This window comes from Chitinophaga solisilvae, from assembly GCF_009928525.1.
GTDB classification, from domain to species: domain Bacteria; phylum Bacteroidota; class Bacteroidia; order Chitinophagales; family Chitinophagaceae; genus Chitinophaga; species Chitinophaga solisilvae.
In genome coordinates, this window is record NZ_JAABOK010000023.1 from 1 (window position 1) to 26113 (window position 26113).

24 protein-coding genes are annotated in these 26113 nt (G+C 49.7%); 11 read left to right on the forward strand and 13 right to left on the reverse strand.

Going from position 1 to position 26113, the window contains the following annotated elements; translation table 11 throughout:
- Nucleotides 1-129: 129 nt before the first annotated feature.
- Complete coding sequence (locus tag GWG06_RS28465) at nt 130-2274, reverse strand: TonB-dependent receptor (RefSeq protein ID WP_160717840.1); 2145 nt, start codon at nt 2272-2274, stop codon at nt 130-132.
- A gap of 278 nt (nt 2275-2552) precedes the next feature.
- On the opposite strand from GWG06_RS28465, the gene GWG06_RS28470 reads away from it, so the two are divergent.
- Nucleotides 2553-2993 carry a secondary thiamine-phosphate synthase enzyme YjbQ gene (locus GWG06_RS28470; RefSeq protein WP_160717842.1) on the forward strand — a complete coding sequence of 147 codons (441 nt, stop codon included), beginning with the start codon at nt 2553-2555 and terminating at the stop codon, nt 2991-2993.
- A gap of 137 nt (nt 2994-3130) precedes the next feature.
- Here the strand turns inward: GWG06_RS28470 and GWG06_RS28475 are convergent, their stop codons facing one another.
- Together GWG06_RS28475 and GWG06_RS28480 are read right to left on the reverse strand one after the other, a co-directional pair.
- Nucleotides 3131-4561 (reverse strand): MFS transporter, encoded by a 1431-nt coding sequence (locus GWG06_RS28475; RefSeq protein ID WP_127044190.1) that lies wholly within the window; start codon nt 4559-4561, stop codon nt 3131-3133.
- Nucleotides 4562-4662: 101 nt separating this feature from the next.
- Complete coding sequence (locus GWG06_RS28480) at nt 4663-5709, reverse strand: bifunctional transcriptional activator/DNA repair enzyme AdaA (protein ID WP_127044189.1); 1047 nt, start codon at nt 5707-5709, stop codon at nt 4663-4665.
- A 175-nt stretch (nt 5710-5884) separates the two neighbouring features.
- Here GWG06_RS28480 and GWG06_RS28485 point away from each other — a divergent pair, with 175 nt between their 5' ends.
- Both GWG06_RS28485 and GWG06_RS28490 read left to right on the forward strand, forming a co-directional pair.
- Nucleotides 5885-6715, forward strand: coding sequence for an SDR family oxidoreductase (locus GWG06_RS28485; RefSeq protein WP_160717844.1), 831 nt, complete (start codon nt 5885-5887; stop codon nt 6713-6715).
- Between the two features lie 183 nt (nt 6716-6898).
- Complete coding sequence (locus GWG06_RS28490; RefSeq protein ID WP_160717846.1) at nt 6899-7363, forward strand: hypothetical protein; 465 nt, start codon at nt 6899-6901, stop codon at nt 7361-7363.
- Nucleotides 7364-7597: 234 nt separating this feature from the next.
- Here the strand turns inward: GWG06_RS28490 and GWG06_RS28495 are convergent, their stop codons facing one another.
- Nucleotides 7598-8299 (reverse strand): DUF2461 domain-containing protein, encoded by a 702-nt coding sequence (locus tag GWG06_RS28495; RefSeq protein WP_160717848.1) that lies wholly within the window; start codon nt 8297-8299, stop codon nt 7598-7600.
- A 152-nt stretch (nt 8300-8451) separates the two neighbouring features.
- Here GWG06_RS28495 and GWG06_RS28500 point away from each other — a divergent pair, with 152 nt between their 5' ends.
- The 4 genes from GWG06_RS28500 (at nt 8452) to GWG06_RS28515 (ending at nt 10353) form a co-directional block, all read left to right on the forward strand.
- The gene (locus tag GWG06_RS28500) at nt 8452-8832 is read left to right on the forward strand and encodes a hypothetical protein (RefSeq protein WP_160717850.1); all 381 of its coding nucleotides are present in this window, start codon (nt 8452-8454) and stop codon (nt 8830-8832) included.
- Nucleotides 8833-8864: 32 nt separating this feature from the next.
- Entirely contained in the window at nt 8865-9239 is a 375-nt protein-coding gene (locus GWG06_RS28505) for a hypothetical protein (RefSeq protein ID WP_160717852.1), read from the forward strand.
- A gap of 103 nt (nt 9240-9342) precedes the next feature.
- Nucleotides 9343-9846, forward strand: a complete 504-nt coding sequence (locus tag GWG06_RS28510) for a GNAT family N-acetyltransferase (RefSeq protein ID WP_160717854.1) — start codon at nt 9343-9345, stop codon at nt 9844-9846.
- Between the two features lie 12 nt (nt 9847-9858).
- Nucleotides 9859-10353, forward strand: a complete 495-nt coding sequence (locus tag GWG06_RS28515; protein WP_160717856.1) for a hypothetical protein — start codon at nt 9859-9861, stop codon at nt 10351-10353.
- Between the two features lie 26 nt (nt 10354-10379).
- Here GWG06_RS28515 and GWG06_RS28520 read toward each other — a convergent pair whose 3' ends face one another.
- On the reverse strand, nt 10380-11321 hold the full coding sequence (locus GWG06_RS28520; protein WP_127040294.1) for a proline dehydrogenase family protein: 942 nt from the start codon (nt 11319-11321) through the stop codon (nt 10380-10382).
- A gap of 181 nt (nt 11322-11502) precedes the next feature.
- On the opposite strand from GWG06_RS28520, the gene GWG06_RS28525 reads away from it, so the two are divergent.
- Nucleotides 11503-11655: a class I lanthipeptide gene (locus GWG06_RS28525; protein WP_158631509.1), complete on the forward strand. Its 153-nt coding sequence runs from the start codon at nt 11503-11505 to the stop codon at nt 11653-11655.
- Between the two features lie 67 nt (nt 11656-11722).
- Here the strand turns inward: GWG06_RS28525 and GWG06_RS28530 are convergent, their stop codons facing one another.
- The 6 genes from GWG06_RS28530 to GWG06_RS28555 all read right to left on the reverse strand — a co-directional run bounded on the left by GWG06_RS28530 (nt 11723) and on the right by GWG06_RS28555 (nt 16404).
- Complete coding sequence (locus GWG06_RS28530; protein WP_160717858.1) at nt 11723-13003, reverse strand: TCR/Tet family MFS transporter; 1281 nt, start codon at nt 13001-13003, stop codon at nt 11723-11725.
- A 271-nt stretch (nt 13004-13274) separates the two neighbouring features.
- Nucleotides 13275-14108 (reverse strand): hypothetical protein, encoded by an 834-nt coding sequence (locus GWG06_RS28535; RefSeq protein ID WP_160717860.1) that lies wholly within the window; start codon nt 14106-14108, stop codon nt 13275-13277.
- Nucleotides 14095-15069: a hypothetical protein gene (locus GWG06_RS28540; protein ID WP_160717862.1), complete on the reverse strand. Its 975-nt coding sequence runs from the start codon at nt 15067-15069 to the stop codon at nt 14095-14097. Before GWG06_RS28540 ends, GWG06_RS28535 begins: the two co-directional genes overlap by 14 nt.
- Nucleotides 15070-15073: 4 nt before the next feature.
- Entirely contained in the window at nt 15074-15598 is a 525-nt protein-coding gene (locus GWG06_RS28545; protein WP_160717864.1) for a hypothetical protein, read from the reverse strand.
- A gap of 2 nt (nt 15599-15600) precedes the next feature.
- On the reverse strand, nt 15601-16065 hold the full coding sequence (locus tag GWG06_RS28550) for a hypothetical protein (RefSeq protein WP_160717866.1): 465 nt from the start codon (nt 16063-16065) through the stop codon (nt 15601-15603).
- A 15-nt stretch (nt 16066-16080) separates the two neighbouring features.
- On the reverse strand, nt 16081-16404 hold the full coding sequence (locus GWG06_RS28555; RefSeq protein WP_127040277.1) for a magnetosome magnetite crystal formation protein family: 324 nt from the start codon (nt 16402-16404) through the stop codon (nt 16081-16083).
- 228 nt (nt 16405-16632) lie between these two features.
- On the opposite strand from GWG06_RS28555, the gene GWG06_RS28560 reads away from it, so the two are divergent.
- The gene (locus tag GWG06_RS28560; RefSeq protein ID WP_160717868.1) at nt 16633-18495 is read left to right on the forward strand and encodes a hypothetical protein; all 1863 of its coding nucleotides are present in this window, start codon (nt 16633-16635) and stop codon (nt 18493-18495) included.
- On the opposite strand, the gene GWG06_RS28565 is transcribed toward GWG06_RS28560, so the two are convergent.
- Both GWG06_RS28565 and GWG06_RS28570 read right to left on the reverse strand, forming a co-directional pair.
- Complete coding sequence (locus tag GWG06_RS28565; protein ID WP_160717870.1) at nt 18492-19703, reverse strand: TCR/Tet family MFS transporter; 1212 nt, start codon at nt 19701-19703, stop codon at nt 18492-18494. The two genes, GWG06_RS28560 and GWG06_RS28565, sit on opposite strands and share 4 nt — an antisense overlap.
- A 296-nt stretch (nt 19704-19999) precedes the next feature.
- Nucleotides 20000-21205, reverse strand: coding sequence for a family 16 glycosylhydrolase (locus tag GWG06_RS28570; RefSeq protein WP_160717872.1), 1206 nt, complete (start codon nt 21203-21205; stop codon nt 20000-20002).
- 212 nt (nt 21206-21417) lie between these two features.
- Between GWG06_RS28570 and GWG06_RS28575 the strand changes: the two genes are divergently transcribed.
- The gene (locus GWG06_RS28575; protein WP_160717874.1) at nt 21418-24267 is read left to right on the forward strand and encodes a triple tyrosine motif-containing protein; all 2850 of its coding nucleotides are present in this window, start codon (nt 21418-21420) and stop codon (nt 24265-24267) included.
- A 213-nt stretch (nt 24268-24480) separates the two neighbouring features.
- The gene (locus GWG06_RS30640) at nt 24481-26079 is read left to right on the forward strand and encodes a glycosyl hydrolase family 18 protein (RefSeq protein WP_235938583.1); all 1599 of its coding nucleotides are present in this window, start codon (nt 24481-24483) and stop codon (nt 26077-26079) included.
- Nucleotides 26080-26113: the final 34 nt, after the last annotated feature.

Here is a 26113-nt window from a genome sequence, read left to right on the forward strand (position 1 = left end):
GAATTACGAATGTAAAAGCGAAGAGCTAAACGTAGATTAAAAGAGATAACTATTGTATATCACCTTTAATCTACGTTTAGCTCTTCGCTTTTACATTCGTAATTCGCAATTCGTAATTCGTAATTATCCTCAATACGTAACCGCTACCCCCACATTAAACGCCGTTCCTTTTCCTTTGGCGTAGAATCCGGGTTGCATGAACCACTGGGAGCGGGCGGGGAAGTAATCCTCGTTGAAGAGGTTTTCTATGCCGAGGGTGAGCAGGGTGCGTGGTGTTACTTTGTAGCTGGCGTTGAGGTTAACGAGGTTGTAGGCTTTTACCTTTCCTTCGTTACCGTTGTATACGCCTTTGGCATTTTTCTCAAAGCGGTTGCGGCCATTCACGCCGAGGTACTGCAGGCCTATTTCCAGGTCTTTCACCGGGCGGTAGCTGATGCTGCCGGTTACTTTGGGTGGCGCTATTCTTCTGCCGTTCAGGTATACGTTATAGCTGCCGCCGGTGCTGGAAGTATCTGCCTTACCTTCCAGGAAGCTGTAGCTGGCGCCCAGGCTCAGGTTGGATAATACCTGATAGTGGAGTGCAGCTTCGAAGCCATATATACGTTCAGGCGTGCGCGTTACATTGAACAGTTCTGTCTGCGGATCGAAGATCATGTCCACTCCCAGGCGGGAAGTGCTGATGAAACCACTCAGTTCAAAACGCAGCCTGCCGGTTTCGCTGACGAATCCCAGCTCATAGTTATTCACCAGTACGGCTTCTGTGTTGATTTTCTTAATATCGTTTACCTTGGCATCGCGGAGCACCAAGCCAATGTCTGCCACGGAAAAGCCCTGTGAGAAGCTGAAATAAGGCATGAACAGCGGCAGGCGGTTATAGCGGATGCCGGCGTTGAAAAGTGTGGCCGTATAATCCAGATCGCCGCCCTTTACAAAAATGCTGGGCGACTGCGTACTGCCGTTGGCGTTAGTAAGCCGCAAGGTCGTATAGTCGTCTACGCGCACGCTTACTCTTTCCACCCTCACCCCTGCTTTCAGGATCAGGTCTTTCCACAGTGACCATTGCGTTTCAGCAAAGGGGGCATAGTTGAACATATTCATTTCCGGCACCCAGATTCGGCCATCCACCAGCGGCTGCGAGGTGATATCGTTCATCACGTCGGCTCCGTAGGATAATGTGCCGTTAAAGGCAGCCCTGTTGCTCAGCGGGGAGTTGAACATCAGCCTTACGCCTTTCTTTTTATCGAGGGTATGCGACTGGCCGTCGCCGCCTTCGAAGCGGCCGGCAGACACATAGAAGATATCGTCTCTTTTTTCGTAGTAAGCATCTGCTGTCAGCGAAGTACCACCGATGAGGCTGTCTGCCTGGTACACCAGGTGCAGGTTGTGGTTACCGCGGGAGCCGGTAGGAACGCCGGCGGGCGTACCCAATACGCCGGTGGCAGGGATGCCTTTGGTAATATCTCCGTTCACCAGGGTATAATTGGAACGCTGCTGACTCTGGAAATAGTTGTACATCAGCTGCAGCCGCTGCCGCCTGTTTATCTGGTAGCCGATTTTGGCAAATGCGTTGTAGGTATCTGTTTCGCCGAGGCTGTAGTTAGGCCCTACCAGGTTGCCTTTGGCATCTTTATATTCTCCGGTTTGTTCAGCAACACCGCTCACGATGTAGTCGAACTTTTTGTACCGGCCCTGGAGCATTTGTCCTACACGCCCGCCCACACTGTTTTTCAGGCTGGTCAGGGAGCCTGTCATATTAATCATGGTTCTACCGCCAATGACCCTGTCTTCCTTCGGCGTGGCCGTGATATAGTTAATCAGCCCGCCGGTAGCGCCATTGCCATAGATGGCTGTAGCCCCTTTCAGCACGTCCACCTTTTCCAGTACAGCCGGATCAATGGAGCGCATATCCACTTCTCCGTTGCGAAGCGGGGACGACTGCGGAATACCGTCTATCATGATGAGTACCTGGCGGCCGCGCAGACCCTGTCCCACGTTGCTGTTGGTCTGGGAACCGGGAGCCAGGCCGGGTACTTCCCTGCTCAGTATTTCCGTGATATCGGTCGTTATCTTCATATTATTCTCCAGCGCCTTACCCGTGATAACGGTAACGGAAGAAGGTACATTATCGAGGGTAACCGGCTTACGGCCGGCGGTAACGATAACTTCTCCCAGTGCGCGTGGCGATACTGGTTTTTCCTGCAGGGTATCCTGCTGTCTGGTTGTCTGCTGTGCCATGGCAGAAGCGGAAAATCCGGCTCCTGATAATACTAACAAGGCAATGCGAAGATGTGATGGTAAGTGCATAAAAGCTCGTGCGACTGATTTAGGCTAATAGTTACAGGTTCTTTGACAATGGTTGAAGCAGGTGTGATACCGGCTGACAGATTTATTTTCAGCCGCGCAAAGCTAGACAAAAACGGGGTCAGGGGTTTACGCAATCGGGAAATTTTTCAGGAAGACGGATATTTTTTTGAATGGCTATCCGTGAAACCGTTAAAGACTGAAATAAAGTATCTCTGCCCGAATCCCCTTACTTTTGTCAGAAAAAAGAAATGGAATTCTTTCAACAGGCCATCCGGTTGAAGCCTTACAGACGGGGGTTTCATATCATTACAGCAGAAGTGCTGCATGCCCTGCCACAGCTAGCGCGGCTGCAAACGGGCATGTGCCAGGTTTTTATACAGCATACATCCGCTTCTCTTACCATCAATGAAAATGCAGATCCCACTGTAAGAATGGATTTTGAAACCTTTTTCAACAAGGCCGTACCGGAAAATGATCCTGACTACCGGCATGATTATGAAGGGGCTGACGATATGCCGGCACATCTTAAATCGTCTCTGTTAGGGAGTTCTGTACTGATTCCCATTCTGCGGGGGCGCCTGGCGCTGGGTACCTGGCAGGGCATCTATCTCTGTGAACACCGTGATGAAGGTGGCAGCAGAAACCTGGTCATTACCGCATGGGGCCAGCCATCACCTGCCGGGACATAATATTTTCAAAATGCCGGCAGATAATCTGCCGGCATTTTTTTTTAAGCATAGGTTTCCGTTCGTGTATCGGGATAAATAATAACCGTTATGTATACACGCTGATGAAAGAAAACCCTTACTTCCCCGCAATTATTTTTTTAATGTTCCTGCAACACCGTGGTGGCAGGCCCCGGCTGATGCGGTAGCAGGAATAACATAACCGCCACGATCAGCAGGCTGACCATATTGGCAGAAAGACCCGCACTGAAAGCCCGGAGATAATCAGGATGCTGTTCATTCAGGTGCAGCACATAATAAAATATGCCTCCCAGGATGCTGATACCCAGCGCAGAAGCTGTTTGCTGAAAGGTAGAAAAGATACCGGCGGAAACGCCTGCATACCTGGCCGGAATACTTTTCAGCACAATCCCCAGCAGCGATGGCAGTACCATCCCGTTACCCAGGCCATACAACCCTATCAGCGATACAATCGTGAAGCCCGAAGCCTGCTGCCTGAATAGCAGCACCTGCAGGATAAACGCCAGGAAAATCAGCAGTACCCCCCATTGCAACACCCGCTTGCCATAACGCACAATCAACCTGGAAGTTACCATAGCGGCGATCATGAACAGGCAGGCATGAAGTATGAAATAGACGCCGCAGGTAAGTGCAGACAGGCCCAGGCCCTTCTGCAGGTACACCGCACACATCAGCAGGTAGGCCGTATGCATCATGAAGTGGAACAGCACCGCCAGCAGCCCGATATTAAAGCCCTTCAGGCGGAACAGCGACATGTCTATCAGCGGCTCCTTTGACAGCATACCTTTCTTCAGCTGGTCGCGCAGGAACCACACAAAAATAAACACTGCCCCCGCCAGCATAGCAATGCTCCACAGCGGCCACCCTTCTTCCCTGCCCGTGGTAAGCGGATAGATCAGCGCGATGAGCCCGGCCGTCAGAATGCCTGCCCCCGAATAGTCGAAACGGTGATGGCTGCTGCGGGGCGTTTCCTGCAGGTATCTGTGTATAGCCCACAGCGCGGCAGCACCTACCGGCAGGTTGATAAAAAAGATCAGCCGCCAGCCGTCTGTAATGAAATAAATGGCAGACAGGTAACCACCCAGTATCTGCCCGATAATGGCGGCAATACTCAGCGTAGCTCCGTACCAGCCGATGGCTTTTGCCTTCTCCTGTTCATCTTCAAACAACACATGAATAAAAGCGATTGCCTGCGGCGCCATAAACGAGGTGCTGATACCCTGCAGAAAACGCATGAGGTTCAGCTGCGCCGGCGTCTGCGCCAGCCCGCAAAAACAGGAAGTCAGCGTAAAGAAAAACATACCCCAGAAAAAAACTTTCTTCCGGCCCAGGTAATCTCCCGTACGGCCACCGATAATAAGGAAAGACGCACTTCCCAGCAGATAGCCGGCAATCACCAGCTGCGTTTCGCCATCTGTGGCATGAATGCCTTCCTGGATAGCCGGAATGGACATATTAATAATAAAAATATCGATAACGGACAGCAACGGGGCTGTCAGCACAATCACGAGCGCCCACCACCTGGAGCGCTCCTGCATTTTAGGATACATAGTAACTGGATTTATGCGCAGGCGCACCCTGCCGGAAACAGGGTGTTTCCGGAGATACTTCACTGCCGTAAGGAAAAGAGGATGATAAGCGTGCGGTTAACTTACCGGGGAGGGATACCGTTTTTTTCGAGATCAAGCAGCCATTGTTTGCGCCAGATACCGCCACCATAGCCGGTCATACTGCCGTCTTCTCCGATTACCCGGTGACAGGGTACCAGGATGGAAATCCGGTTCATCCCGTTGGCGTTGGCAATAGCACGGACCGCTTCCGGTCTGTTCAACGCGATGGCCTGCTGCTTGTAGGAGCGGGAGGCGCCGTAAGGAATCGTTTGTAATACCTCCCATACCTGCTGCTGGAAAGGCGTGCCTGGCATGAACAGGGGCACGCTGAAAGTTTTCCGCCTGCCTTCAAAGTATTCATCCAGTTGCTGCTGCAGGGTATTGAAATGCGGATGTGCCCCCTGTATCACGGAAGCCTTCAGCAGCTTCTTCAGGGCTGCCAGCTCCGTTTCCAGCATCTTACGGTCTGTAAATTCCAGCAGGCAGATACCTTCCTCCGCGGCACAGGCGATCATGGTGCCCAGCGGCGTTTCCAGACGGGTCAGGTTCAGCACACGGGTCATTTTACTATGTGCAGGCGCAGCGCCGACAATCGTTTTGAAGGAGTCCGCAAAGCCGCTGAGTGATTCATACCCACTATCAAAAGCCACGGCAGTAACAGATTCCCCGTTCTGTATTCTTTTAAAGGCATAATTGATACGCAGCATCCGCTGATACGCCTGGAAGGTGATACCATGATTTTTCAGGAACCAGCGCCTGATCTTATTAGGCTCTATACCGCGGCGGATAAGATCCTCATCTTTCATCTTCAGTGCCGGGTCGGCATTAAGCTCCTGTATGATATCCCTGATAAACACAGGTGTTTCCGCGAATTTCTCCAGCGGGTTGCATACCCTGCAGGGACGGTATCCCTTCAGAATAGCCTCCCTGGCTGTTTTCAGAAACTCCACATTCTCCGGCTTAGGCTTGCGCGCCGTACAGGTCGGGCGGCAGAATATGCCGGTAGTTTTAACAGCCGCAATAAAAGATCCTTCATAGGAGGAATCCTTTTCTACCAGCGCCTTGTACATGATTTCGTTTGTGAGCATGCTGTTTTTTCTACAAAAGTAAAGGTAGCAGGAAAGGCAGACAACCGGAAAACTGACAACCATTTTTTTATGCCCCCATTTCCACCCTGTTATTTGAAATTCACAATAATTACTTTGAAAAATACAAGCATCTACGGGAGTTGTTATCTCACCTTTGTACCTAAAACAATACAATATGAAAAGGATCTGGTATATCACAGGCGCATCGAAAGGACTGGGTTTAACACTGGTTAAATTTTTACTGGAGAAAAGACAGCAGGTGGCCGCTACGTCCCGTAACCGCGAACAGCTGCAGGCAGCGGTAGGCATTCCTGCAGGAGAACAGTTCCTGCCGCTGGAAGCCGATCTGACAGATGAACACAGTATCGCAGCTTCGCTGGCAGCCGCCCATCAGCATTTCGGCGGACTGGACGTTATTGTCAACAATGCGGGTTACGGTATCGGCGGCGCTATCGAAGAACTCAGCACCAAAGAAATTACAGACAGCATCAACATTAACTTGCTGGCTACGGTGCAGGTTATACGATATGCAATGCCCTACCTGCGGCAGCAACGTTCCGGACATATCATCAACATTTCTTCCATTGCAGGACTGGCAGGCGCTACCGGCTGGTCGCTATACGCAGCATCCAAGGCTGCTGTAATAGGGCTTACGGAAGTACTGGCCCAGGACGTGCAGGAACTGGGTATCAAAGCCACAGTCATTGCACCCGGCGCTTTCCGTACCGACTTCCTGACCAGCGGCTCCCTGGTGATAGCAGCCAACCAGATTGAAGAATACCAGGCCGTACATGCCAGCTACCGGAAATATGCCGAAATGGACGGCCAACAGGCCGGCGATCCGCTGAAAGCCGCACAGGCGATGTTACAGCTCGTGGAAAACCCAGCACCACCGGTAGTGCTGCTGCTGGGCGCTGACGCCTATAACAGGGCTACGGTTAAAGTCAGTACACAACTGGATGCCTATGAAAAAAACAAGGACATCAGCCTGCATACAGCTTATTAAACAAACAGCCTGCCGGGTATACCGGCAGGCATCTTTCGCGTAAACAGGCGCAAAGCCTACCTGGGAACTACACGCCGGAAGACCTTCTATTGTAATAACTGCCAGATATTTTATGCCTGATTCCCCCGGAAAAATGTTCCTGAATTCCTGTATATTTCCATCATCAACAGAAATCATTATGCTATGCTGTATCAGATATGGAACCTGCGCTGTATACCATTCTTTAAAGAAGAAATAGCAAATCCGGAAGATGTCCATGCCTCCTTCCCTTCCATCAACGATTTCCGGCAACCTGACGTATATACGCCAACGTTAAGGCAACTGCTGTACGAATACATCAACGGCTGCCCTGCCGTTATTGCCACCACCTGGCCCAGAAAAAATGCCTATACCGGTAAAAGGGAAATGGAACTCGCCTACTTCACGGACGGAGAAATCATATTCAACAACCTCCTGCACCACTATATCCGGGAACCTGATTTTGCCCTGCCCGAACGCTGGCTGGAAATAATCAGGCAGAAAAATTTCAATCCCGGCCCCCTCACCATAGATGCTGCCATAGCAAGTAACGCAACGATAAATATTTTCCGCACCACCAACCAGGGGTTTGAGGAAATACCGGTTGTCAGACAAGCGGTGAGGAAGTAATTACGAATTTCAAATTACGAATTACGAATGAGGAACCCATTTTGATTAGGAAAGAATTGGAATTAATTATGAATTATGAATTATGAGTTAGAGCGAAGATCAATACGGATTGTACAAGTTGTTCAGCTGCTTTGATCTTCGCTCTAACTCATAATTCATAATTCATAATTAATTCCAATTCTTTCCTAATCAAAATGGGTTCCTCATTCGTAATTCGTAATTCGCAATTCGTAATTATCCTACTTCCCCATTCTCATCTCCGCTCAGCACCTCACTCATGTAGTCAAAAAACGGCCGCATGGCTTTAAAGGTATTATTCGCTTCCTCCGCGAAGGTTTTATCGAGCACTTCTTTATCGGAGAAGTGGCGGATCAGCAGGAATTGTTTGAAACGGAGAAGATCGATGGATTCGTGATCGTTAGTAAAGCCCTGGGGCGCGGTTTTGAGTTGTTCTCCCTGCAGTGTGCCGAAGTGGGAAACAAATGATTTGCTTTTCAGTATTTTCCGGAGTGGTGCGGCATCGAAGGAGATATCATCCCGGACACGTTTGAGATCTGCGGGTACGGGCGCCCAGAAACCGCCGGCAATAAAGCTGTTGCCGGGTTCGATGTGATAATAGTAACCGCCGCGACGGAACCTGGTAGCGCGTTTAAAGCCACCGCTCCAGTTATTTTTATAGGGCCTTTTGTCTTTGGAGAACCGGGTATCCCTGTAGATGCGGTGCATGCTCTTTTTACCGGATAATGTTTCAATTTCATCGTGGGTAGATAATTTCCCCAGAAGAACATCTACAAATTTTTCTACCTGCTGCAATTCTTCCAGGTAGGTGCTTTTATGTTCATTGAACCACTCACGGTTATTATTCTCCTGCAATACACGCAAAAACTCCAGACTGGAAGGGTGTATGAGGGCCTGTTCTTTCTTTTGTCCTGACATGGTCTGCTAATTTCCCTGCAAATATACTTCTGCTTTTCAAGTTCAAAATAAAAAACAATTATCTCCTGCTTTTTCCTAAATTAATATTGTTAGCCGGCAACACATCTGATCTATAACTGTAATTCAATTCTTCACTTAAAACAACTTGTATCATGAAAAATTTCATGCGTCTGATGGCGTTTGTATTACTGATCGGCGGAACTGTTTTTGCAACCCGTAAAGCCGGGCTGATAAAGCCGGTAGCCGAAACGGCAGTAGCCGCCGGTATTCCGCAGGCCTCTCCCTATCACCTTACTTATAATGACGAAGTTACCGTTAAATATATCTATGGCGCCACCGTACAACCTACCTGTGAAGGTCCGGATAAAAAAATAATCAACGGCGTATGTACAACCGGCTGGCGCGTAAACGATCAGTCGTACCGCAGCGGCAGTGGTACCTATTATGTCTGTGTATATCATTATGAATTCAGGGATGGTACCAGCAGCGGATCCTACGTAGAGACCAACTATGCTCCCTGTCCTCTTTCATAAATGCATTTCTTTTTCAACCAAATAGTATATCTATGAAAGTAGTATCACGTTTAACCATTGTGTTGTCTGCGCTGGCACTTATTGTCATCACCGGCCGTAAATCCTTGCTGGTGGCACATCCTCAGCAGGCAACCATTATGGCTGTTCATCCGGACAAGCCCTCTCCGCAGCGGCTGACCTATGACGTGGCCATCACCCTGAAATATATTTATGGCGCTACCCCGCTGGATGCCGGTACGCGGGAAGGACAGCAGATCCTGAAAACCACTGGTACAGATTGCGTGAGGGTAAATGACAGGGTGGTGCACCTGGGTAACAAATACTATTGCTATTTTCATTATGAGTGCCCTGATGGCTCTTATGACGGGCCTTATTACGAAATCAATGAGAGCCCCTGCTTTTTGTAACAACTTTCTCCATATCCTGCATGATAGCCGGTGCTGAAAAGTAACCGGCTATTATTTTTAAAAGATACCTTAAATTAAGCCCCAGTAGCAATAACCTGATAAGATGAATACAACAGCAGCAACTATTACGCTGAGAAGAATTACAGTAGAAAATGTAGAAACCATCTGCGACCTGAGTAAAACCCTCAGTAGCGCCCATAGAAAGATGGTTGCCGATAACGGAGAATCTATCGCGGTAGCTCATTATTCGGAAGATGCATGGTTTCGTGCTATCTATGCTGATGAAACGCCGGTAGGCTTTGTTATGCTGCATACGGCGGCCGACTGGAATGACGGCATTGATTTCGACGGTATTTTCCTGTGGCGTTTTATGATTGCCGGCGGCCACCAGGGAAAAGGATATGGCAGAAAAGTCATAGGGCTGGTATTGCGCCGGCTGGCGGCACAGGGCATATCAGCATTATATACCAGCTGCGGCGAAGGAGAAGGCAGTCCGCAGACCTTTTATGAACGCCTCGGCTTTGTTCCTACCGGCGATTACTACGGCGATGAGCTGGAATTAAAACTGGCCTTCACTCCTGCTATGGTAGCGGAATTATTGCAGTAAAAAACACGGTCTATGTTAAGGATGCTATTAACAATGCTGCTCGCAGCAGCTATCAGTCAAGGCTACACGCAGCAGACCGTCTTCCGCGGGAAGGTGGTGTTTCAGGAAGATGTGATAAAAGCAGGCAGCATAGTGTTTCCGCTGACTAAGAAAACATTGGAAGTACCTGAAACGGGCCTTGTCAATATCGACCTTCGTGAGCCAGGTCAGCGGATCTTCTTTTTCAGTGATATCATGGGAAGAAACAGCCGTATGCTGCGGTTCCCGGAAGGTATTGCTCCGGATACCCTCACCGTGATACTCGCGGCAGATAAAGATTTCTATGCCCCTTTCATCCGGGGCCGCCGCTGCCCGGTATGCTTATCGGAAAAAAATGTGGTACCCATCGTATACGGGTTTCCCGGCCGGCAATCATTTGCCGACGCCAGGGCCGGCCGCATTCTCCTCGGAGGATGCATCATGTCCCCGGAGAAGCTGTACTGTAAAAAAGATGAATTCAGCTTTTAGCCACATACGTGAACGCCTGTACGATTTCAGGCGTTTACAATATCATGCAGCGCCTGGAAAATGTTCAGCGGAAATTCTGCCAGCCGGTTGCACAGGTAGAGATACCACTCTTTCCCATATACGAAATAGAGCTTGGTCATATATCCTTCCGCTTTCAGCTGCTCCAGCTGTTCAGTGCGGATGCCGTACAGGCTTTCAAACTCGTAGCTGTCGCGGGCCGGGTTATATCGGTCTACCAACGCTTTGGCTGCCTGCTGGATTTTATCGTGATGGGTGGCAATAGCGCATTTATGGCCGGTTGACAACAGCTGGGCCACATACTCCAGGTACACCTGATCCAGTTGCTCTCCTCTTGGCATGGAAAGGCCGGCAGCCGTTTCAAAGGCTCCCTTCACTATCCGTATGCGGCCTGGCTCACGGATCAGTTCTGCCAGATCGTCTTTCGTACGGTACAGGTATGCCTGCAAGGTGATGGCCAGGTGCTCATAAGCGCCGGCAGCGCGTTTGTAGGTGCGGATAACAGCATCTGTACGTTCCGTGCCTTCTGCGCTGATGATGACTTCGGTTTTTGCTTTTGCTGCTGCAGTGCAGATAGCCAGCAGATTATGGTAACACAGCTCTTCATCTACCGCCAGTCCTATATGCGAGAGATCCAGCGATACGGTGGAATACAGCTGTTGCGTATGTATGGCCTCACATATACGGATAAATTCGGCCGTAGCCTCATTGGATTCCTTTTCATTGCGGGTACTCTCTCCCATAAATTCCACCGAGCATTTGAATCCGTTACGGTTCTGCGCTAACACCTTGCTGATGGTTTCTTCCAGTGTTTCCCCGCCAATGTATCGGTCTGCCGCCTTCTTCAGCAACGTAAACAGTACTTCATTGCCGAGCAGGAATGATTTTGCGTCCTCATTCAGCGCCGCTTTCTTCAGCGCAGCTGCGCCGGTATTTAACAGATGATCCATACTACAGTTCTTTGTTGTGCCCTAAATGTAACGAAGACGGGAAAAAAATGTGCATGTTACGGGCATATTTTCAGAGAATACAATACAGGCTGGTATCTCCCGTATATTTTTCATGCGGCTGCAACGCAGTGATTATGTCTAATTTGGCGTGAACCTTAATTGTTTAATCCAATTTTCACGTATGAAAAAAATTGCTTCAAAGAAAAAACTGCAGCTGAACACCATCAAGGTGACTACCCTGACTCCTGTTCAGCAAAATGATGTTAAAGGCGGCGCTGCTAGCATACTCTGCACCAGATTTGTGAGCTGCGGCCGCGAAACCTGTCTCTGCTAGAGCCCTGCAAAAAATTAAAACGCCTGCCGGCAAAACCGGCAGGCGTTTTTTTTATGTGCTGGTATTTTTAATGCATCGGTGCATTACCGGCGCTACCACCGCCTTTGAACAGCTCTGCCAGCTCCGGGCGTTCCTTTTTCTCCTTGCTCAGCACTTTGTACGTGATCACGATGCTGATAAGAATACATATTGCGCCCAGCAGGAAATGTATGCCGGGGAAATGGAATGGCGCACGGTCAGAAGTGAAATAGGCAAAGGAACCATTCATAATAAGCGGCCCGATAACCGTGGTGAGGCTCATCAGACTGGTAAGCGCGCCCTGCAGCTCTCCCTGCTGATTGGGGGGCACATGCCCGGAAATCACCGACTGCAGGGACGGCCCGCAGATACCACCCAAACAGTACGGAATGAGTATGGCAAACATCATCCAGCTTTGTGTGGCGAAGGCAAACAATATCAATCCCAGCGTATACAATGACAGTCCCAGGTAGATACTGTTTTCGTTGCCGATCTTCGGATTTACGACCCTGGTTAAACCGCCCTGTACAGCGCCAATCAATACTCCTACCACTGCCAGCGAGATACCTACCATTTTTTCACTCCAGTGAAAACGATAGATGGTAAAGAAGTTCCAGTTGCCCTGTACGGCCTGCGCTCCCAGGTAAATCATAAAGAAGCTGAATGCCAGTCCGCCGATTTCCGGATGACGTGTTAAAAATTTGAGCGACCCGAAAGGGTTAGCCCGCTTCCATTCAAACGGACGACGGTTTTCCGGCGTCAGTGATTCCGGCAGGAAGAAGTAGCCGTACAGGCAATTAAGCAGGCACAGCACAGCTGCCGCGTAGAACGGCGCTCTGATGCCCCATGTAGCTAACAGGGCGCCGAGCGCTGGCCCCAGTACAAAACCCAGTCCGAAGGCGGCACCAATCAGACCGAAATTTTTGGCTTTGGTGGTTTCATCTTCACTTACATCTGCAATATATGCGGACGCGGTAGTGAAGCTGGCGCCGGTAATGCCTGCAATAACGCGGCCTACAAACAACCATCCGAAAGTAGGCGCCAGTGCCAGGATGATATAATCTATACCAAAACCCAGCAAAGAGGATAATAATACGGGTCTGCGGCCCCACTTGTCACTGAGGTTGCCGATTACCGGCGCAAACAGGAACTGTGTGATGGCAAAAACAGACAATAACAGCGCGCCGTAGGTACTGGCTTCATTTACAGGAATGCCTTTCAGTTGTGCGATAAGATCCGCCATAACAGGGATGATAAGTCCCCACCCCATTACATCAATCAGTAATGTAATGAAGATAAAACTCATAGCGGCCTTCTTGGATGTCTTCATAAATTTGACTTTGGTAACTTTCAAAATACTTCCCGAACTGGGATGACGATACGATTCCGGTCAGCAAGCCCGCGGATGAGAGAAGTCCTCCGCAGATGGCATACCCGGTTCACCCGTTGAAATGCAGATAGCAAAAAACGCATCCGGATGATGGTACCAAAGTTACTTTAGTCTTTTACAATACTTAAATTATTTCCGGTCAGGCTCCTCACATTGTCGGCAAAAGCAATGATTTTACCGGTAAAAAAGGCGGTAGAAAGGCAGAAAAATATTATTCACGGAAGAAACTTTTTATATCACCCGCGTCTGTAAAGCTGATGGCATAGCGCTCTCTGCTCCCGTTGATGGAACGCGGATTCCAGGTTACATGGCCATATTCAAAAGAAGCATAGATATGATCCGGCGCGGTTGCGCCGGCGATGCTGTCTGCCTTTTGCTTACAGTGACCATATATTGTTGCCACACGTAAAAAACGAAAATCATCCAGGGGATACAATCTGTTACTGAGGTTGTCGCGCGCGGATATCTGCACTGGTTTCGGATCGCTCCAGACACCGTCCCGGAAGCGGTATTCATCAATATTTCCGGGATGATCCGGCTGTTGCACCATCACATGAATAACCTGATTACCATAGAAGTGAATGCCTTTGTACAGATAGATTTTCTTTCCTGCCAGCTCCGGCTGCATCCGAAGCGCCTTTTCCGCCGCCTTCAGCGCAACGGGATCGTACAGAAAATCTGCTGCCTTTTCCCCGGGTGTTCCTTTGGAAAAAGAAACCTTTACACCGCTGTTATTGATGATAATCACACTGCTGTCACCGTTGCTGTTACGGGTTACCAGCCGTCTGGGCATTCCTTTGCCGATATTGGGCGAATTGAATTCGATCACCGTAGTACCCGAACTGCTGGAGTAAGTACTGGAACTACTGCTGGTTTCCACATGGGAGCCGGTCTGGCCGGCATCATCATCGGCAGCCGGCCTGTTACTGCTCTCCTTACTTACGCCATACAGGGTATCGTGTATGGACTGCCGGACCTGCTGGCAGGACATACATCCTGCAGTCAGCATCCATAAGAGGGTCTGAGATATTTTATGCTTCCACATCGCTGACAAAAATTACCTGATCCGGTCTATCTTTCAGATATAACACCGGAGCAGTGGTTACTTTGGTAAATCCTACATCCAGCAGGGATACAATTTTCTTGATGGTAGCGTAATGCGTCCGGCCTGTATTATCCTGGAACTTTATTTCAAAACGCACCTGGGGCTGCTCATTGATATACAAACCGGTCTGTTCTACCGAAGTAATATCGGCGATGGTGCGTACACCGTAATATTTCAGCTTCAGATCATTGTCCGGGTTTCCGGTAAAGCTCCGGATCAGCCAGCCCAGTCCCAAGGAACTGACCAGCAGAATAAGGGGGCATAACAACAATGGATGATAAAACTTCAGGAAACGCCAGCCTGTCCCGTAATTTTCCAGCTCATAGGAAATAATATAGTAGGCGATGACAGCGGCCACTATCAGCAGCCAGAACAGGCAGCTTAATATGATCCTGCCTGCACGGATACCTACCTGTACATCCTCCGGAATCATGTAGGGCTGCGCTTTCAGGTGCTCGTCTATACGCATCTGAAAAGATTTCCCTTCTTCATAACGTCGCAGTTCCGGCCGGGAATCATTCAGTTCTATCTTCTCGGTAATCTCTGTACCTGAAAAATTCTGCAGGGCAATTTTCATTTCCATCGGCACCACATGATCACGTGTTAGCGGAAATGCCCTGCTACTCAGTATCTTCACAGTTTTCAGCACACCGTGCCTTAACAAGCGCAGTACATCCTTCCGCATTATAAAAGGCAGCAGTATCCATTTCCGGAACCACTTCTGCAATACGATACCCCACAGGATAACAGAAACCGCCAGCCATACCAGCGCCAGCCAGGGCGCTGTGCCGCCATCCTGCTCCCTGACGCCGTAGTCCACGTTGTAATATATAATCATCGGGAACGGAATGGCAAAGAAAAGCATGTATAATAACCAGAAATAATTCCAGAATCCTTTCATCTTATCAGTTTAAGGAGGGTGATCTGTAAGGTGTTTCTTCTCCGCTTGTTTCAAGGAATGCCGTAATAGCTGCCAGCACTGTAGTTTCAAATAACTCCTGTTCTCTTTGTCCTTTTTTTCCTCCGGAGAAGTAATCGCTGATATCATAATTCCTTCCGAACCTGTCTTTTCCGTTAGATATCACATAATGCAGCAGACAGTTGGTTGTTTCCGGCAGCAGGTATACTTCTGACAGCGGCATCAGTTTCCGGGAAAAAAAACCGGGATACTTCATATATACGTAACCGTTTGCGCGGTCAAAGACGTAGGTGAGGTTTACTTTAAATAGAAAATCATAAACAGCATATCCGATACCAAAGCATCCGATACCCATTACCAGTCCGTAAAATTCGGTATTCAGCCGTACCAGGAAAGGCAGGATGAAAGCCGCGGCAGCTATTGCCAGGCAAGTGATGATTTTGCCCCGGTAACTTCTGTTTGGCTGAAAGCTCAGTTGCCGGTCTGTCTGTTGCAGGTTATAGTCCGTCATAGCTACGCGTTTAATCCCATGATTTCAGCTGTTTCGTCTGTTACCCGTTGGAGCACACGCGTGGTAAATACTGTCTGATGCAGCAGCACCTGCCGTTGCCGTCCTTTCTTATCCAATATCATGGAGGCGGTGGCATTCAGGGTAATAAGCATCGTCTGTTTGGACACCAGGAAGTTCTGGAAATCATCAAAACTGTATACCTGTGGCGGAAGGAAAAAAACAGGTTGATTCGTAATTGTACGGGCATGGGTATCCAGTGTGAACTTCCCGGTTATCCTCAACAGAATGATTATACCAAAAACGGCCACCAGGCCGGCCATCCAGTAGGTCGCAGGTTTTTTGCCGCCATAAATCAGTATCAGGGCTACAATAATGAGCAACAAAGTACCGAGAACCGCCATAAATACGGTCTGATTTTTTTTGGTGTATACACTTCCCGTCTGCGTATAGTGTTGTAGTGTTTGCATGGTTTCGATTTTTTATCAGCCAATAAATGAAAAACTTTTCTCGAAGGGTTTGCCGAATAGGGGCACCGGCCTATAGGCGCCGTTGGCGGCATTAATCATCCCAAGTACCCAGAAGACAGGCAATATCAAACCTGCCAGCTGCAGGGGCGCCAGTATGGGTACAAGGGAGGCAATCAGGTAAAACAGGATGCTGACAGCCATGCTGATGACGGCCATTCCGAGGGATTGCCGCAGGTGGTATTTCAACAGGGTGTCTGCATGATCCTTACCGGAATACCAGGCAATCAGCCACCCGATAAGTGTCACATACGATACGATGGATAGTGTTTTATTGGTCATGCATAGAGATTTTTTTCCGGTGAAACGCTTACTGCAAATTTGCATACAACACCCGCATGTTTACAAATTCCGGTATCCTACAATCCGTCTACCTGTCTGCCAAAAGCGTCTACAGTTCGTCTACAAGCAATATAATTAATTAAAAACAAACAATTTACACATATAATATACAATCAAATTTATCATGTCGTTTTTTTGAATATGCCTGATTTATAGTAATTTGGAGCGATGAAGCCATTGCTATTGAATCTCCTTTTTCTATGCGGCTGCGCCATCGGATGGTTACCCGCTGTTCATGCACAATCTGTATGGACGGACAGTCTGCAGGCCGTTGTTAACCTCCCGGCTACCAGTCCTGAAAAAAAAACGGCCTTGTTGAATCAGTTATCAGAATCTTACCGCGCCGGTAAAATTTATAACCGGGCGGAAGCTACTGCCAGACAAAGTGCCGTCATCGCCCTGCAGCATAAAAACTTTGCAGAAGCCGCCAAAGCCTATATGCAGCTGACAAATGTAAAAGTAAACACCCAGCAGCTGCAGTCCCTGAAACGAACCTGCGACAGCACCCTGCTGCTGGCACAGCAGGCAAAAGACCCTGTAGCTATGGCCTATGCCTGTTATGCCCAGGTGCTGCTCTATAAAATACTGGATAATGAGACCGATATGGTCAGGTACGGACAACTGGGCCTGAAGCAGCTGGAAAAGGAAAATGATCCCTACATCGCCGCTAAAATATATTACCAGCTGTACGTCGTTAATTCCGCCTGGAACAATGAAGAGAAGGTAAATACCTATGCGCTCAAAGCAACGGAAAATGCGCTGCAGACAACCGACTACAACCTGCTCAGTAACTGTTATACCGCTTTGTCTATCGCCCACGAGTATAAATATGACAGCACCAAAAACAAAACGGAGCTGGACAGCATCTTCTTCTTTCTCAACAAATCCGAAGAGTTGTACCGGCAGTATCCCGGACAGGTAGCACCCAGCACTTACGCTATTGCCTGCATTAATATAGCCAGCACCTACCAGCGGTACTTTCCGGAGAATCACCCGGAAGCCAGAACCCTGGCCATCCGGTATGCAGATACTGCCAGGAGCGTGCTGAAAAATTCGCCCTACAACCGGGAAGTGCTGGCCAGCAGCCTGGGCATCCTCAGTGAATATGCACTGCGGGAAAACAAGCAATTCCTGGCGGAACATTACCTGCTGGAAGCGTATGAAGCCATGCTGGCCGATAAAACGCCCTACAACCATACCATGATAAATGTGGTGACAGCATTATCCTCCCTCTACGAACGGATGGGACTTTACCAGAAAGCCCTTCAGTTCCAGCAGAAAGCTACCCTCTATAACAATAAAAACTTCAAGGCGCAACAGGCGCTCAACGCGCAGAAGCTGGAGATACAATACGAGACTGAAAAAAAAAACAATGAAATGCGGATCCTGAAAGAACGGGAGAACAGCCGCAGGATACAAAATTACCTCTACGGCTGTATCGCACTCGCCGCCTTTCTGGGCCTGATATTTATGTTCCGCTCCTACCATTTCCGGCTGCGTTATTCGCTGCAGCGGGAAAAGCAACTGCAACTGGAAAAGCAGGATTCTGAGCTACAGATAAAGCTGGAAAAGGAAGAACAGGCCAGACTCCGGGCAGAGCAACAGCTCATGGAAGTGCAGCAGCAACAGCTCAAGAAAGAAGTAATGGCCAACGTCATACAGCTGGAACATAAAAACCAGGTACTGCATCAGATCAAAGATAAACTGACAGAAGGCGAACCTGTCAACCTGCAGAAAATGCTGAAGGAAGAAATGGTGCTGGACAGTGATTTCGAGCATGCCAGGCTGCAGATACAACAGGTGCATCCCGACTTTTTCCAGCTGCTCCAGGATAAGGCACTGAAGAAACTGACCCTGCTGGACCTGAAGCTCTGCGCTTACCTGTACCTGAAAATGGATACCCGCCAGATTTCCCGGCTGATGCACATAGAACCTAAAAGCGTGCGCATGAGCCGCTACCGGATCAAGCAAAAGCTGGGACTGGACAAGGAAGAAGACCTCTATATTTTTCTGCAGGGGCTTACTGCTTAATCTTTCCCGCTGAAACTTTTCATCATCAGCAGCAGACTGACTACCGTTAATATGCCTGCTACCAGGAAAGATATACCCGGAAAATATACCGGCGCATGGCTGCCGGTGAACCAGGAAAAACTGCTGGTCATCAGTGGTGGTGCAATCAGGGTAGTTAGTCCCATCAGGCTACCCAGGCTACCCTGTAATTCGCCCTGTTCATTATCCGGCATAGCGGAAGACATAATACTCTGCAATGCGGTGCCTTGAATACCGCCGGTGATATACACCAGCAGCGCCGGGAACAGCAGCCATTGCCTGCCGGCGAAAGCAAACGTCATAAAGCCGGCCGCCATGCACAGCAATCCGGTTACCGCCATCTGCCGGTCGCTGATGTATTTCGTGAGCAGTCCCACCAGCCACATCTGTACGATGACAGACAACACGCCGATGAAAGCCAGGGAATAGCCGATCAGCTGGTCCGACCAGCGGAATTTTTCGATTGTATAAAATGCCCATATACTCTCCATGCTGTGTGAAGCAATAGAAATGAATATCACCGCTACTATCAGGCTTTTAACCAGCGGAAATTTGCGGAGGCGCCGCAGTGCGCCTAACGGATTGGCCCTCTTCCATTCAAAGCGGCGGCGGTTTTCCGGGCGCAGTGATTCCGGGAAAAACAGCCAGCCGAAAACCAGGTTGGCAAAGCTCAGGACCGATGCCGCAATAAACGGTACCCGTACCCCAAACTGGCCGAGCGTACCACCGATGACCGGCCCTATTATAAAGCCCAGTCCGAATGCCGCATTGATATACCCGAAATACGTTGTGCGGTTGGCTTCTGTACTAATATCCGCGATGCTGGCTGAAGCTACTGCAAAACTGGCTCCGGTGATACCGGCCACAGCACGCCCCACAAACAACCAGAAAATATCGTTGGTAGAAGCCATAAAGAGGCAGTCCAGGCTAAAGCCCAGCAAAGAACAAAGTAATACCGGCCTTCTGCCATACCTGTCGCTCAGGTTTCCCAGCACCGCGGCAAAAGCAAACTGCATAACTGCATAGGCAAAGGCCAGCCATCCGCCATAACGCGCCGCCGTACTTATATCTGCATGAATCAGCCGGGAAATAAGCTGTGGCAATACCGGAAAGAAAAGACCGAAACCGGCAGTATCAATCGTTACAATAACAACAATAAAAATTAATGAAGCAGTATGAGGTGATTTCATGAAAAAGGATCCTTGAAGCAGGTTGCCATCAATGATGGCAGCACATGAATAAATACATAACCATAACCGCCACTGAAGGGCGGCTGTAAAAAGAGCGTGATACGCTATGTAATTATTATTGCCTCATGATCCCGCTAAAATACGAAACATTTAATTATTTGGTTATTTGGTTATTTGAGATTTTGCCCCCATCCTGGTTTTTCTCTGGAACTTATAAATACAAAAGAAAATCAGGATGGCGGGCAAAATCTCAAATAACCAAATAACTAAATATTCATTACATCACCCGTTTAATGTCAGATACGGAAGGCTTCCCATCCGGAGACGGTGGTACGGTTGCAGGTCATGGGTTGGGTGCCGTTTTCGGAGGAGATGTAGCGGCCGTTATTTCCACGGAGGGAAATGGAGCCGTCGGTGTTGGCTATCCAGTCGAATTTTTCCCAATCGCCCACAGTGGTGCGGTTGCAGGTAATAGGCTGCGTGCCGTTTTCCGATGATACATATTTGCCCTGGCTCTTCAGGGCTACTTTACCGCCGCCGGCATCTTCTACGACGAACTGTTCCCAGGCCTGAGCGGTGGCCCGGTTGCAGGTCATGGGTTGTGCGCCGTTTTCACCGCTCACGAAGGCGTTGTTTATTCCTTTCAGGGTAATGGTGGAGCCGATGGGTGCACCGCCGCCGGAAGTCATGGCAAATACACGTACATAGTCCACGTACATGCTGGCCGGCAGCTTGCTTTCATCGACGGTCTGGCCGGGGAAGTTACCGCCTACGGCGAGGTTCAGGATGATGAAGAAGGGATTATGGAATTCTTCCGTGCTGTTGATGTTGTTCTGGATATTGGCAGTCCAGTACTGGTTACCATCCACAAACCAGCGGATGGAGGAGGCGTCCCACTCTACCGCATATACATGATAGTCGGTGAAGCTGGTGGTGGTAGTACCGCCGTAGTGTACATATCCGCTGGCATCCCAGTGGATAGTGCCATAGATGGTATTGCTGGTGTTCACCTGTTCCATAATATCTATTTCACCGCATTTGGGCCAGCCTACATCGCCGATGTTGTTGCCCAGCATCCAGAAGGCAGGCCACAGGCCCTGTCCGGATGCCAGTTTGATACGGGCCTCCACACGGCCGTACCTGGTGGTAAAGCGGCCGGCGGTATTGAGCCTGGCGGAAGTATAAGGCCATCCGTTGACGGTTTGTTTACGGGCGGTGATAACCAGGTTACCGTTGGTAACAGCCGCATTGGCCGCCTGGTAGTACTGTTTTTCATTATTGCTGGTATTGGGGCCGGTTTCAAACTGCCATTTGCTGCCGTCTACCCCGGTACCATTGAACTCATCGGACCAGACCAGCTGCCAGGCAGCCTCGGTAGCGGGTTTAACCACGGCGGTGTTATCGCCGGCCGGTACATTATTTTCTTTTACGTCCTTCTTGCAGGAAATCAGGGCGAATAACAGGAACGCGCCTACGTGGAATGCTGATAGTTTTGTTTTCATGGAATTTACGATTATCGAAAATGAACAATGAGGGGTGATGTAAAGACACGGGTTTACATAAGCATCAATATCCGTATTACCGGTTGTAATTCCTGATTTCTCCCTACGTCAATTCTACTTCAGGGAAAGATAAAATACTGATATCCAGCAGAGATACCTGGCAGGCATCCTACTACAGCAAAAAAAAATTATTTTTAAGTAAAACAACCGGCATGAAGCATCTTCTGGTCCTGTTGTCTGTATTCCTGTGTAAAACACTGTTTGCCCAGAACGCCATTGGTTTACCCGCTATTGTTAACTATGACCGGTCGCAATACCAGGGAAACGGCCAGACCTGGGATATTGATACAGACAGCAGAGGAATTCTGTACTTTGCCAATAACGAAGGACTCCTCTCCTTCAACGGCACTTACTGGCAGCTGTTACCCGTACCCAACAGTACCCGCCTGCGATCTGTAAAAACAGACAATGACGGCCGCATCTATGTTGGCGCGCAGGACGATTTCGGTTATTATCTTCCTGACAGCCAGGGCATCCTGCAATACACGTCTCTCAAAAGACTCATTCCCGCAGGACATACTGAATTCGCGGATATATGGAATATCGCGCTTTACAACCACGGTGTATACTTCCGCAGTAACAATAAAATATTTGAGTACCGGGATCACCGCATCACTGTATACGACGCCCCGGCAGAATGGAAGGTGTTGTGCAGCACCCCTTACGGGTTATATGCCCAGGACCTGCAGCAGGGGCTGTACTGCTACCGGCAACGTTCCTGGCAGCGTATCAATACGGCTGTTTCCTCGCAGCAGATGCTGATTACGGCTATCCTGCAACAGCAACGGGATACGTTGCTCATCGCCACCCTGAAAAACGGTTTCTTCCGGCTTTGCGGCCGGCAGCTGATACCCCTGCCAACAGCCGCCGACAGCCTCCTGTACCGCAACCGCATCTACTGCGCTATTCCGCTGGCCAACGGGCAGCTGGCCGCAGGTACTTTTTCCGGCGGTTGCTATATTATTGACAGCAACAACGGAAAGATCATCCAGCAGTTTACCCGGGATGAAGGCCTGCAGAATAACAATGTACTCAAGCTGTTCACCGACCGGCAACAGAATATCTGGCTGGCGCTCGACAACGGCATAGATCTGCTGCATTACAACACCGCCATCAAACGGATTTCGCCGGATAATGGCAACCTGCAGACCACATATGCCGCCCGCATATTTCAGCACCGGCTCTACATCGGTACATCAGACGGGCTTTTCAGCACACCGCTGGAGGATGCAGCTGATGTCAGCTTCTCCCGCGGCCGCTTTCAGCCGGTCAACAATACCAAAGGACAGGTATGGCATCTCTCTGTGACAGACAACCGGCTGATGATGGGCCATCATGAAGGGGCATACGAAATAAAGGACAACACCGCCGTACCTTTACTGAAAGATATTGGCTGCTGGCGTTACCTGCCTGCCGGCGGCGGCCTGCTGGCGGGCTGCTATAACGGTCTCGCCTATATGCGGTTCAACGGTACAGGCGTACGGGTCAACAAACACCTCAGCGGATTGTATGAATCCCTGCGCTTTCTGGCTCCAGACGGCCCGCAGCACCTGTGGTCATCCCATCCTTACAGAGGTGTGTACCGCCTGGTACTCTCCGGCGACACTGCCCTCTCCGCACGGCTATACACACAGCAGGAAGGGCTGCCGTCCAATTACAACAATTATGTATTCAGTATAAGACATCAGATTGTAGTAGCCACCCGGCAGGGCATCTATGAATTTGACAGCCTTACCCAACGTTTCCATCCTTCGCCAGCCTATCAGCAATATTTTGGTCATCAGCCGGTAGAATATCTTACAGAAGACAGCACCGGTAACATCTGGTTTGTTGCCGGCAAACAACCCGGCGTCATAGATGCACAGCTTCACCAGGTAGTACGCTTTCCTGAACTGGCCGGCAATATCATCAATGGTTTCATCTTCATATATCCCTATAACCGGGAGAACATCTTCTTTGGCGCGGAAAAAGGCATGCTGCACCTCAACTACCGCAAATACACCGACCGCAGCGACCGTCCGGCAGTATGGATTACGGAGGTAAAGGCCCACCGTAAAAAAGACAGCCTGCTGCAGGGCGGCTATGCTCCGCAACACCCTTCCCTGCCGGTGGTACTGCCCAACTCCTGGAAGGATTTTCATTTCCGCTTTTCTTCTCCCGTATATAACCAGGACAATAACATTACCTACCGCTATCAGCTGCGCGGATTTGAAAAAACACCCGGCGCCTGGACCGGCAAAACCGAAAAGGAATACACCAACCTGCCACCGGGGAAATATACTTTTGTAGTACAGGCAAAAAACAACCTCCATCATCTGTCCGACACAGCCACCTTTACCTTTGTTATACTTCCGCCATGGTATCAGACCCAGGCAGCCCGGGCGGCCTGGGTGTTGCTCCTGCTCTTCCTGATCTGCAGCCTTTACCTGCGGCAGCGGAAAAAATTTGCAGCCGCGCGGGAGCAGCACCGCAAAGAGCAGGAACAATTGCAGATCAGCCATCAGCTGGAGTTGAAAAAAAATGCCATGCTGCTCATGTCACTGAAGAATGAAAAACTGGAATCAGACGTGCAGCATAAAAACAGGGAACTGGCCACCGCCACGATGAACCTTGTCCAGAAAGGCAAACTGCTGTCGCAGATCAGGGAAGAATTTCTGCAGAGCATCCGTAAAATGGGGGATCCTTCTCCCCTTCCGCAATTCAAAAAAGTGCTGCGCCTCTTCGATGAAGCAGAAAACAATGAAGAAGAATGGACTGCCTTCTCCCGTCATTTTGATGAAGTACATAACAATTTCCTGCTCACCCTGAAAAAACAATATCCCGAACTCACCATCACCGATCTTAAACTTTGCGCCTTTCTGCGTCTCAATCTCACCACCAAGGAAATAGCGCAGCTGCTGGGCATCTCCGTGAGAGGCGTAGAAACCAGCAGATACCGCCTGCGCAAGAAACTGCAGCTCAGCGGAGATACGACACTGCACCACTTCCTGTTTGGGATTTAGTTATTTGGTTATTTGAGATTTTGTACCCCATCATCGTTTTCTGCTGCACTTACAGGTTCAACGGAAAACGATGATGGGGTACAAAATCTCAAATAACCAAATAACTAAATGAAGTGAAGTAGTAATGAAGTAGTCCCCGAATCGTTATCCGGCGCAGGAGTGATTATATTGAGAGGGATATAACTATCCGCTTTTTCAACCTAAAACACCCGTATGAAAACATCTTTAACATGGTTGGCAGTCCTGCTGGTATGCTGCATGAATGCCTTTTCACAGACCCCTTTCCGCGTTATCGGCTATATGCCCTCCTGGTCCGGCAGCGTGAATGCGGTACAATACAGCAAGCTAACCCACATCAATTACGCTTTTCTGTTACCCAACGGCAATGGTAGTCTGCAGGCCATTGAGAACCCATCCAAACTGCAGAGTCTTGTCAGTACAGCACATGCCAATAATGTAAAAGTACTGATATCAGTGGGCGGCTGGAACAATGGCAACGACAACGGCTTTGAAACCCTGGCTGCCAGCAGTACATCACGGAACAATTTTGTTAACAACATGATAGCCTTCGTTAATCAGTACGGACTGGATGGCGTGGATATAGACTGGGAATATCCTGATCCCGGCGCCAGCGCCAATAATTACATTACGCTGATGAGTCGTCTCAGTACCGAGATGCACAACCGGGGGAAGCTGCTGACAGGCGCTATCGTAGGCACTGATGGAGGTAGTATTCTCAGCAGCGCCTTTGCGCTGGTTGATTTTTACAACCTGATGGCCTATGATTATAACAACTTTGATCACTCTACCTATGCGTATGCCACGCAGTCAGTAAATTACTGGCGGGGTCGCGGGCTGCCTGCTTCCAAACTGGTGCTGGGCGTCCCCTTCTATGGCAGGCCCTCCTGGGAATCTTTCGCACAGCTGGTAGCGCGTGGCGCCAATCCGTATGCCGATGTATTCGGCAATGTGGGTTACAACGGTATTACTACCATCAAGCAGAAAACCAACCTTGCCTTTGACCAGGGCAGTGGTGTGATGATGTGGGAGCTGTCGCAGGATGCCACCGGCGCAAACTCGCTTTTATCGGCTATTCACGAGGTAGTGCTCGCCCGTACCGGTAACCCCGGAAGCCCTGCGCCTGTTGGTCAGACCATCTGGCTGCGCGGCAATAACAACCAGTACGTAAGCGGTGAAAACGGGACACAGGCCATGACCTGCAGCCGTACGGCGCCGCAGGGCTGGGAGCAGTTTACCGTGGTGGATGCCGGCGGCGGCAAGGTAGCCTTGCGTAGCCAGGGTAAATATATATCATCAGAAAACGGGGCACAGGCCATTACGTGTAGCCGTACCAGTATACAGGACTGGGAAAAATTCACCTGGATCAAAAATGCCAATGGCACTATTTCCCTGCAGGGTAATAATGGCGGATATATCTGTTCGGAGAACGGACAACAGGCGATGAGCTGCTGGCGTACGCCCGTTGGCGAGTGGGAATCCTTTACCTATGGCACGGCTGCCGCAGCCGCAGATGCAGTGAGCGCTCCCGGCAAGGCCGCAGTGCCGGCGGACATAGCCGCCTGGCCTAATCCCGCGCCGGCAGGCAGCACCATACAGGTGACCGTTCCGCAATACGACAGCCGTTTCCCTGTGCAGGCCGCACTCCTGAGTGCCAGCCGCCAGCAGCTGCAGGTACAGCGTGCGAATGCAGCTACGTTCCCGTTCAATATAGGCAATGTTCCTGCCGGGACCTACCTCCTGGAAGTACAGCATCATAACAAGCGGTACATCAGGAAAATCCTGGTACTATAATTACAGAAAGGGCTGATCTGTAACGATCAGCCCT

Bases quoted from the DNA above. Each gene is read 5' to 3' on its own strand.
- GWG06_RS28540 (WP_160717862.1), bottom strand. From the start codon at position 15,069: ATGAAAGGATTCTGGAATTATTTCTGGTTATTATACATGCTTTTCTTT.
- GWG06_RS28485 (WP_160717844.1), top strand. From the start codon at position 5,885: ATGAAAAGGATCTGGTATATCACAGGCGCATCGAAAGGACTGGGTTTA.
- GWG06_RS28500 (WP_160717850.1), top strand. From the start codon at position 8,452: ATGAAAAATTTCATGCGTCTGATGGCGTTTGTATTACTGATCGGCGGA.
- GWG06_RS28550 (WP_160717866.1), bottom strand. From the start codon at position 16,065: ATGCAAACACTACAACACTATACGCAGACGGGAAGTGTATACACCAAA.
- GWG06_RS28480 (WP_127044189.1), bottom strand. From the start codon at position 5,709: ATGCTCACAAACGAAATCATGTACAAGGCGCTGGTAGAAAAGGATTCC.
- GWG06_RS28510 (WP_160717854.1), top strand. From the start codon at position 9,343: ATGAATACAACAGCAGCAACTATTACGCTGAGAAGAATTACAGTAGAA.
- GWG06_RS28570 (WP_160717872.1), bottom strand. From the start codon at position 21,205: ATGAAAACAAAACTATCAGCATTCCACGTAGGCGCGTTCCTGTTATTC.
- GWG06_RS28535 (WP_160717860.1), bottom strand. From the start codon at position 14,108: ATGTGGAAGCATAAAATATCTCAGACCCTCTTATGGATGCTGACTGCA.
- GWG06_RS28560 (WP_160717868.1), top strand. From the start codon at position 16,633: ATGAAGCCATTGCTATTGAATCTCCTTTTTCTATGCGGCTGCGCCATC.
- GWG06_RS28530 (WP_160717858.1), bottom strand. From the start codon at position 13,003: ATGAAGACATCCAAGAAGGCCGCTATGAGTTTTATCTTCATTACATTA.
- GWG06_RS28495 (WP_160717848.1), bottom strand. From the start codon at position 8,299: ATGTCAGGACAAAAGAAAGAACAGGCCCTCATACACCCTTCCAGTCTG.
- GWG06_RS28525 (WP_158631509.1), top strand. From the start codon at position 11,503: ATGAAAAAAATTGCTTCAAAGAAAAAACTGCAGCTGAACACCATCAAG.
- GWG06_RS28575 (WP_160717874.1), top strand. From the start codon at position 21,418: ATGAAGCATCTTCTGGTCCTGTTGTCTGTATTCCTGTGTAAAACACTG.
- GWG06_RS28520 (WP_127040294.1), bottom strand. From the start codon at position 11,321: ATGGATCATCTGTTAAATACCGGCGCAGCTGCGCTGAAGAAAGCGGCG.
- GWG06_RS30640 (WP_235938583.1), top strand. From the start codon at position 24,481: ATGAAAACATCTTTAACATGGTTGGCAGTCCTGCTGGTATGCTGCATG.
- GWG06_RS28505 (WP_160717852.1), top strand. From the start codon at position 8,865: ATGAAAGTAGTATCACGTTTAACCATTGTGTTGTCTGCGCTGGCACTT.
- GWG06_RS28470 (WP_160717842.1), top strand. From the start codon at position 2,553: ATGGAATTCTTTCAACAGGCCATCCGGTTGAAGCCTTACAGACGGGGG.
- GWG06_RS28555 (WP_127040277.1), bottom strand. From the start codon at position 16,404: ATGACCAATAAAACACTATCCATCGTATCGTATGTGACACTTATCGGG.
- GWG06_RS28545 (WP_160717864.1), bottom strand. From the start codon at position 15,598: ATGACGGACTATAACCTGCAACAGACAGACCGGCAACTGAGCTTTCAG.
- GWG06_RS28515 (WP_160717856.1), top strand. From the start codon at position 9,859: ATGTTAAGGATGCTATTAACAATGCTGCTCGCAGCAGCTATCAGTCAA.
- GWG06_RS28565 (WP_160717870.1), bottom strand. From the start codon at position 19,703: ATGAAATCACCTCATACTGCTTCATTAATTTTTATTGTTGTTATTGTA.
- GWG06_RS28475 (WP_127044190.1), bottom strand. From the start codon at position 4,561: ATGTATCCTAAAATGCAGGAGCGCTCCAGGTGGTGGGCGCTCGTGATT.
- GWG06_RS28490 (WP_160717846.1), top strand. From the start codon at position 6,899: ATGCTGTATCAGATATGGAACCTGCGCTGTATACCATTCTTTAAAGAA.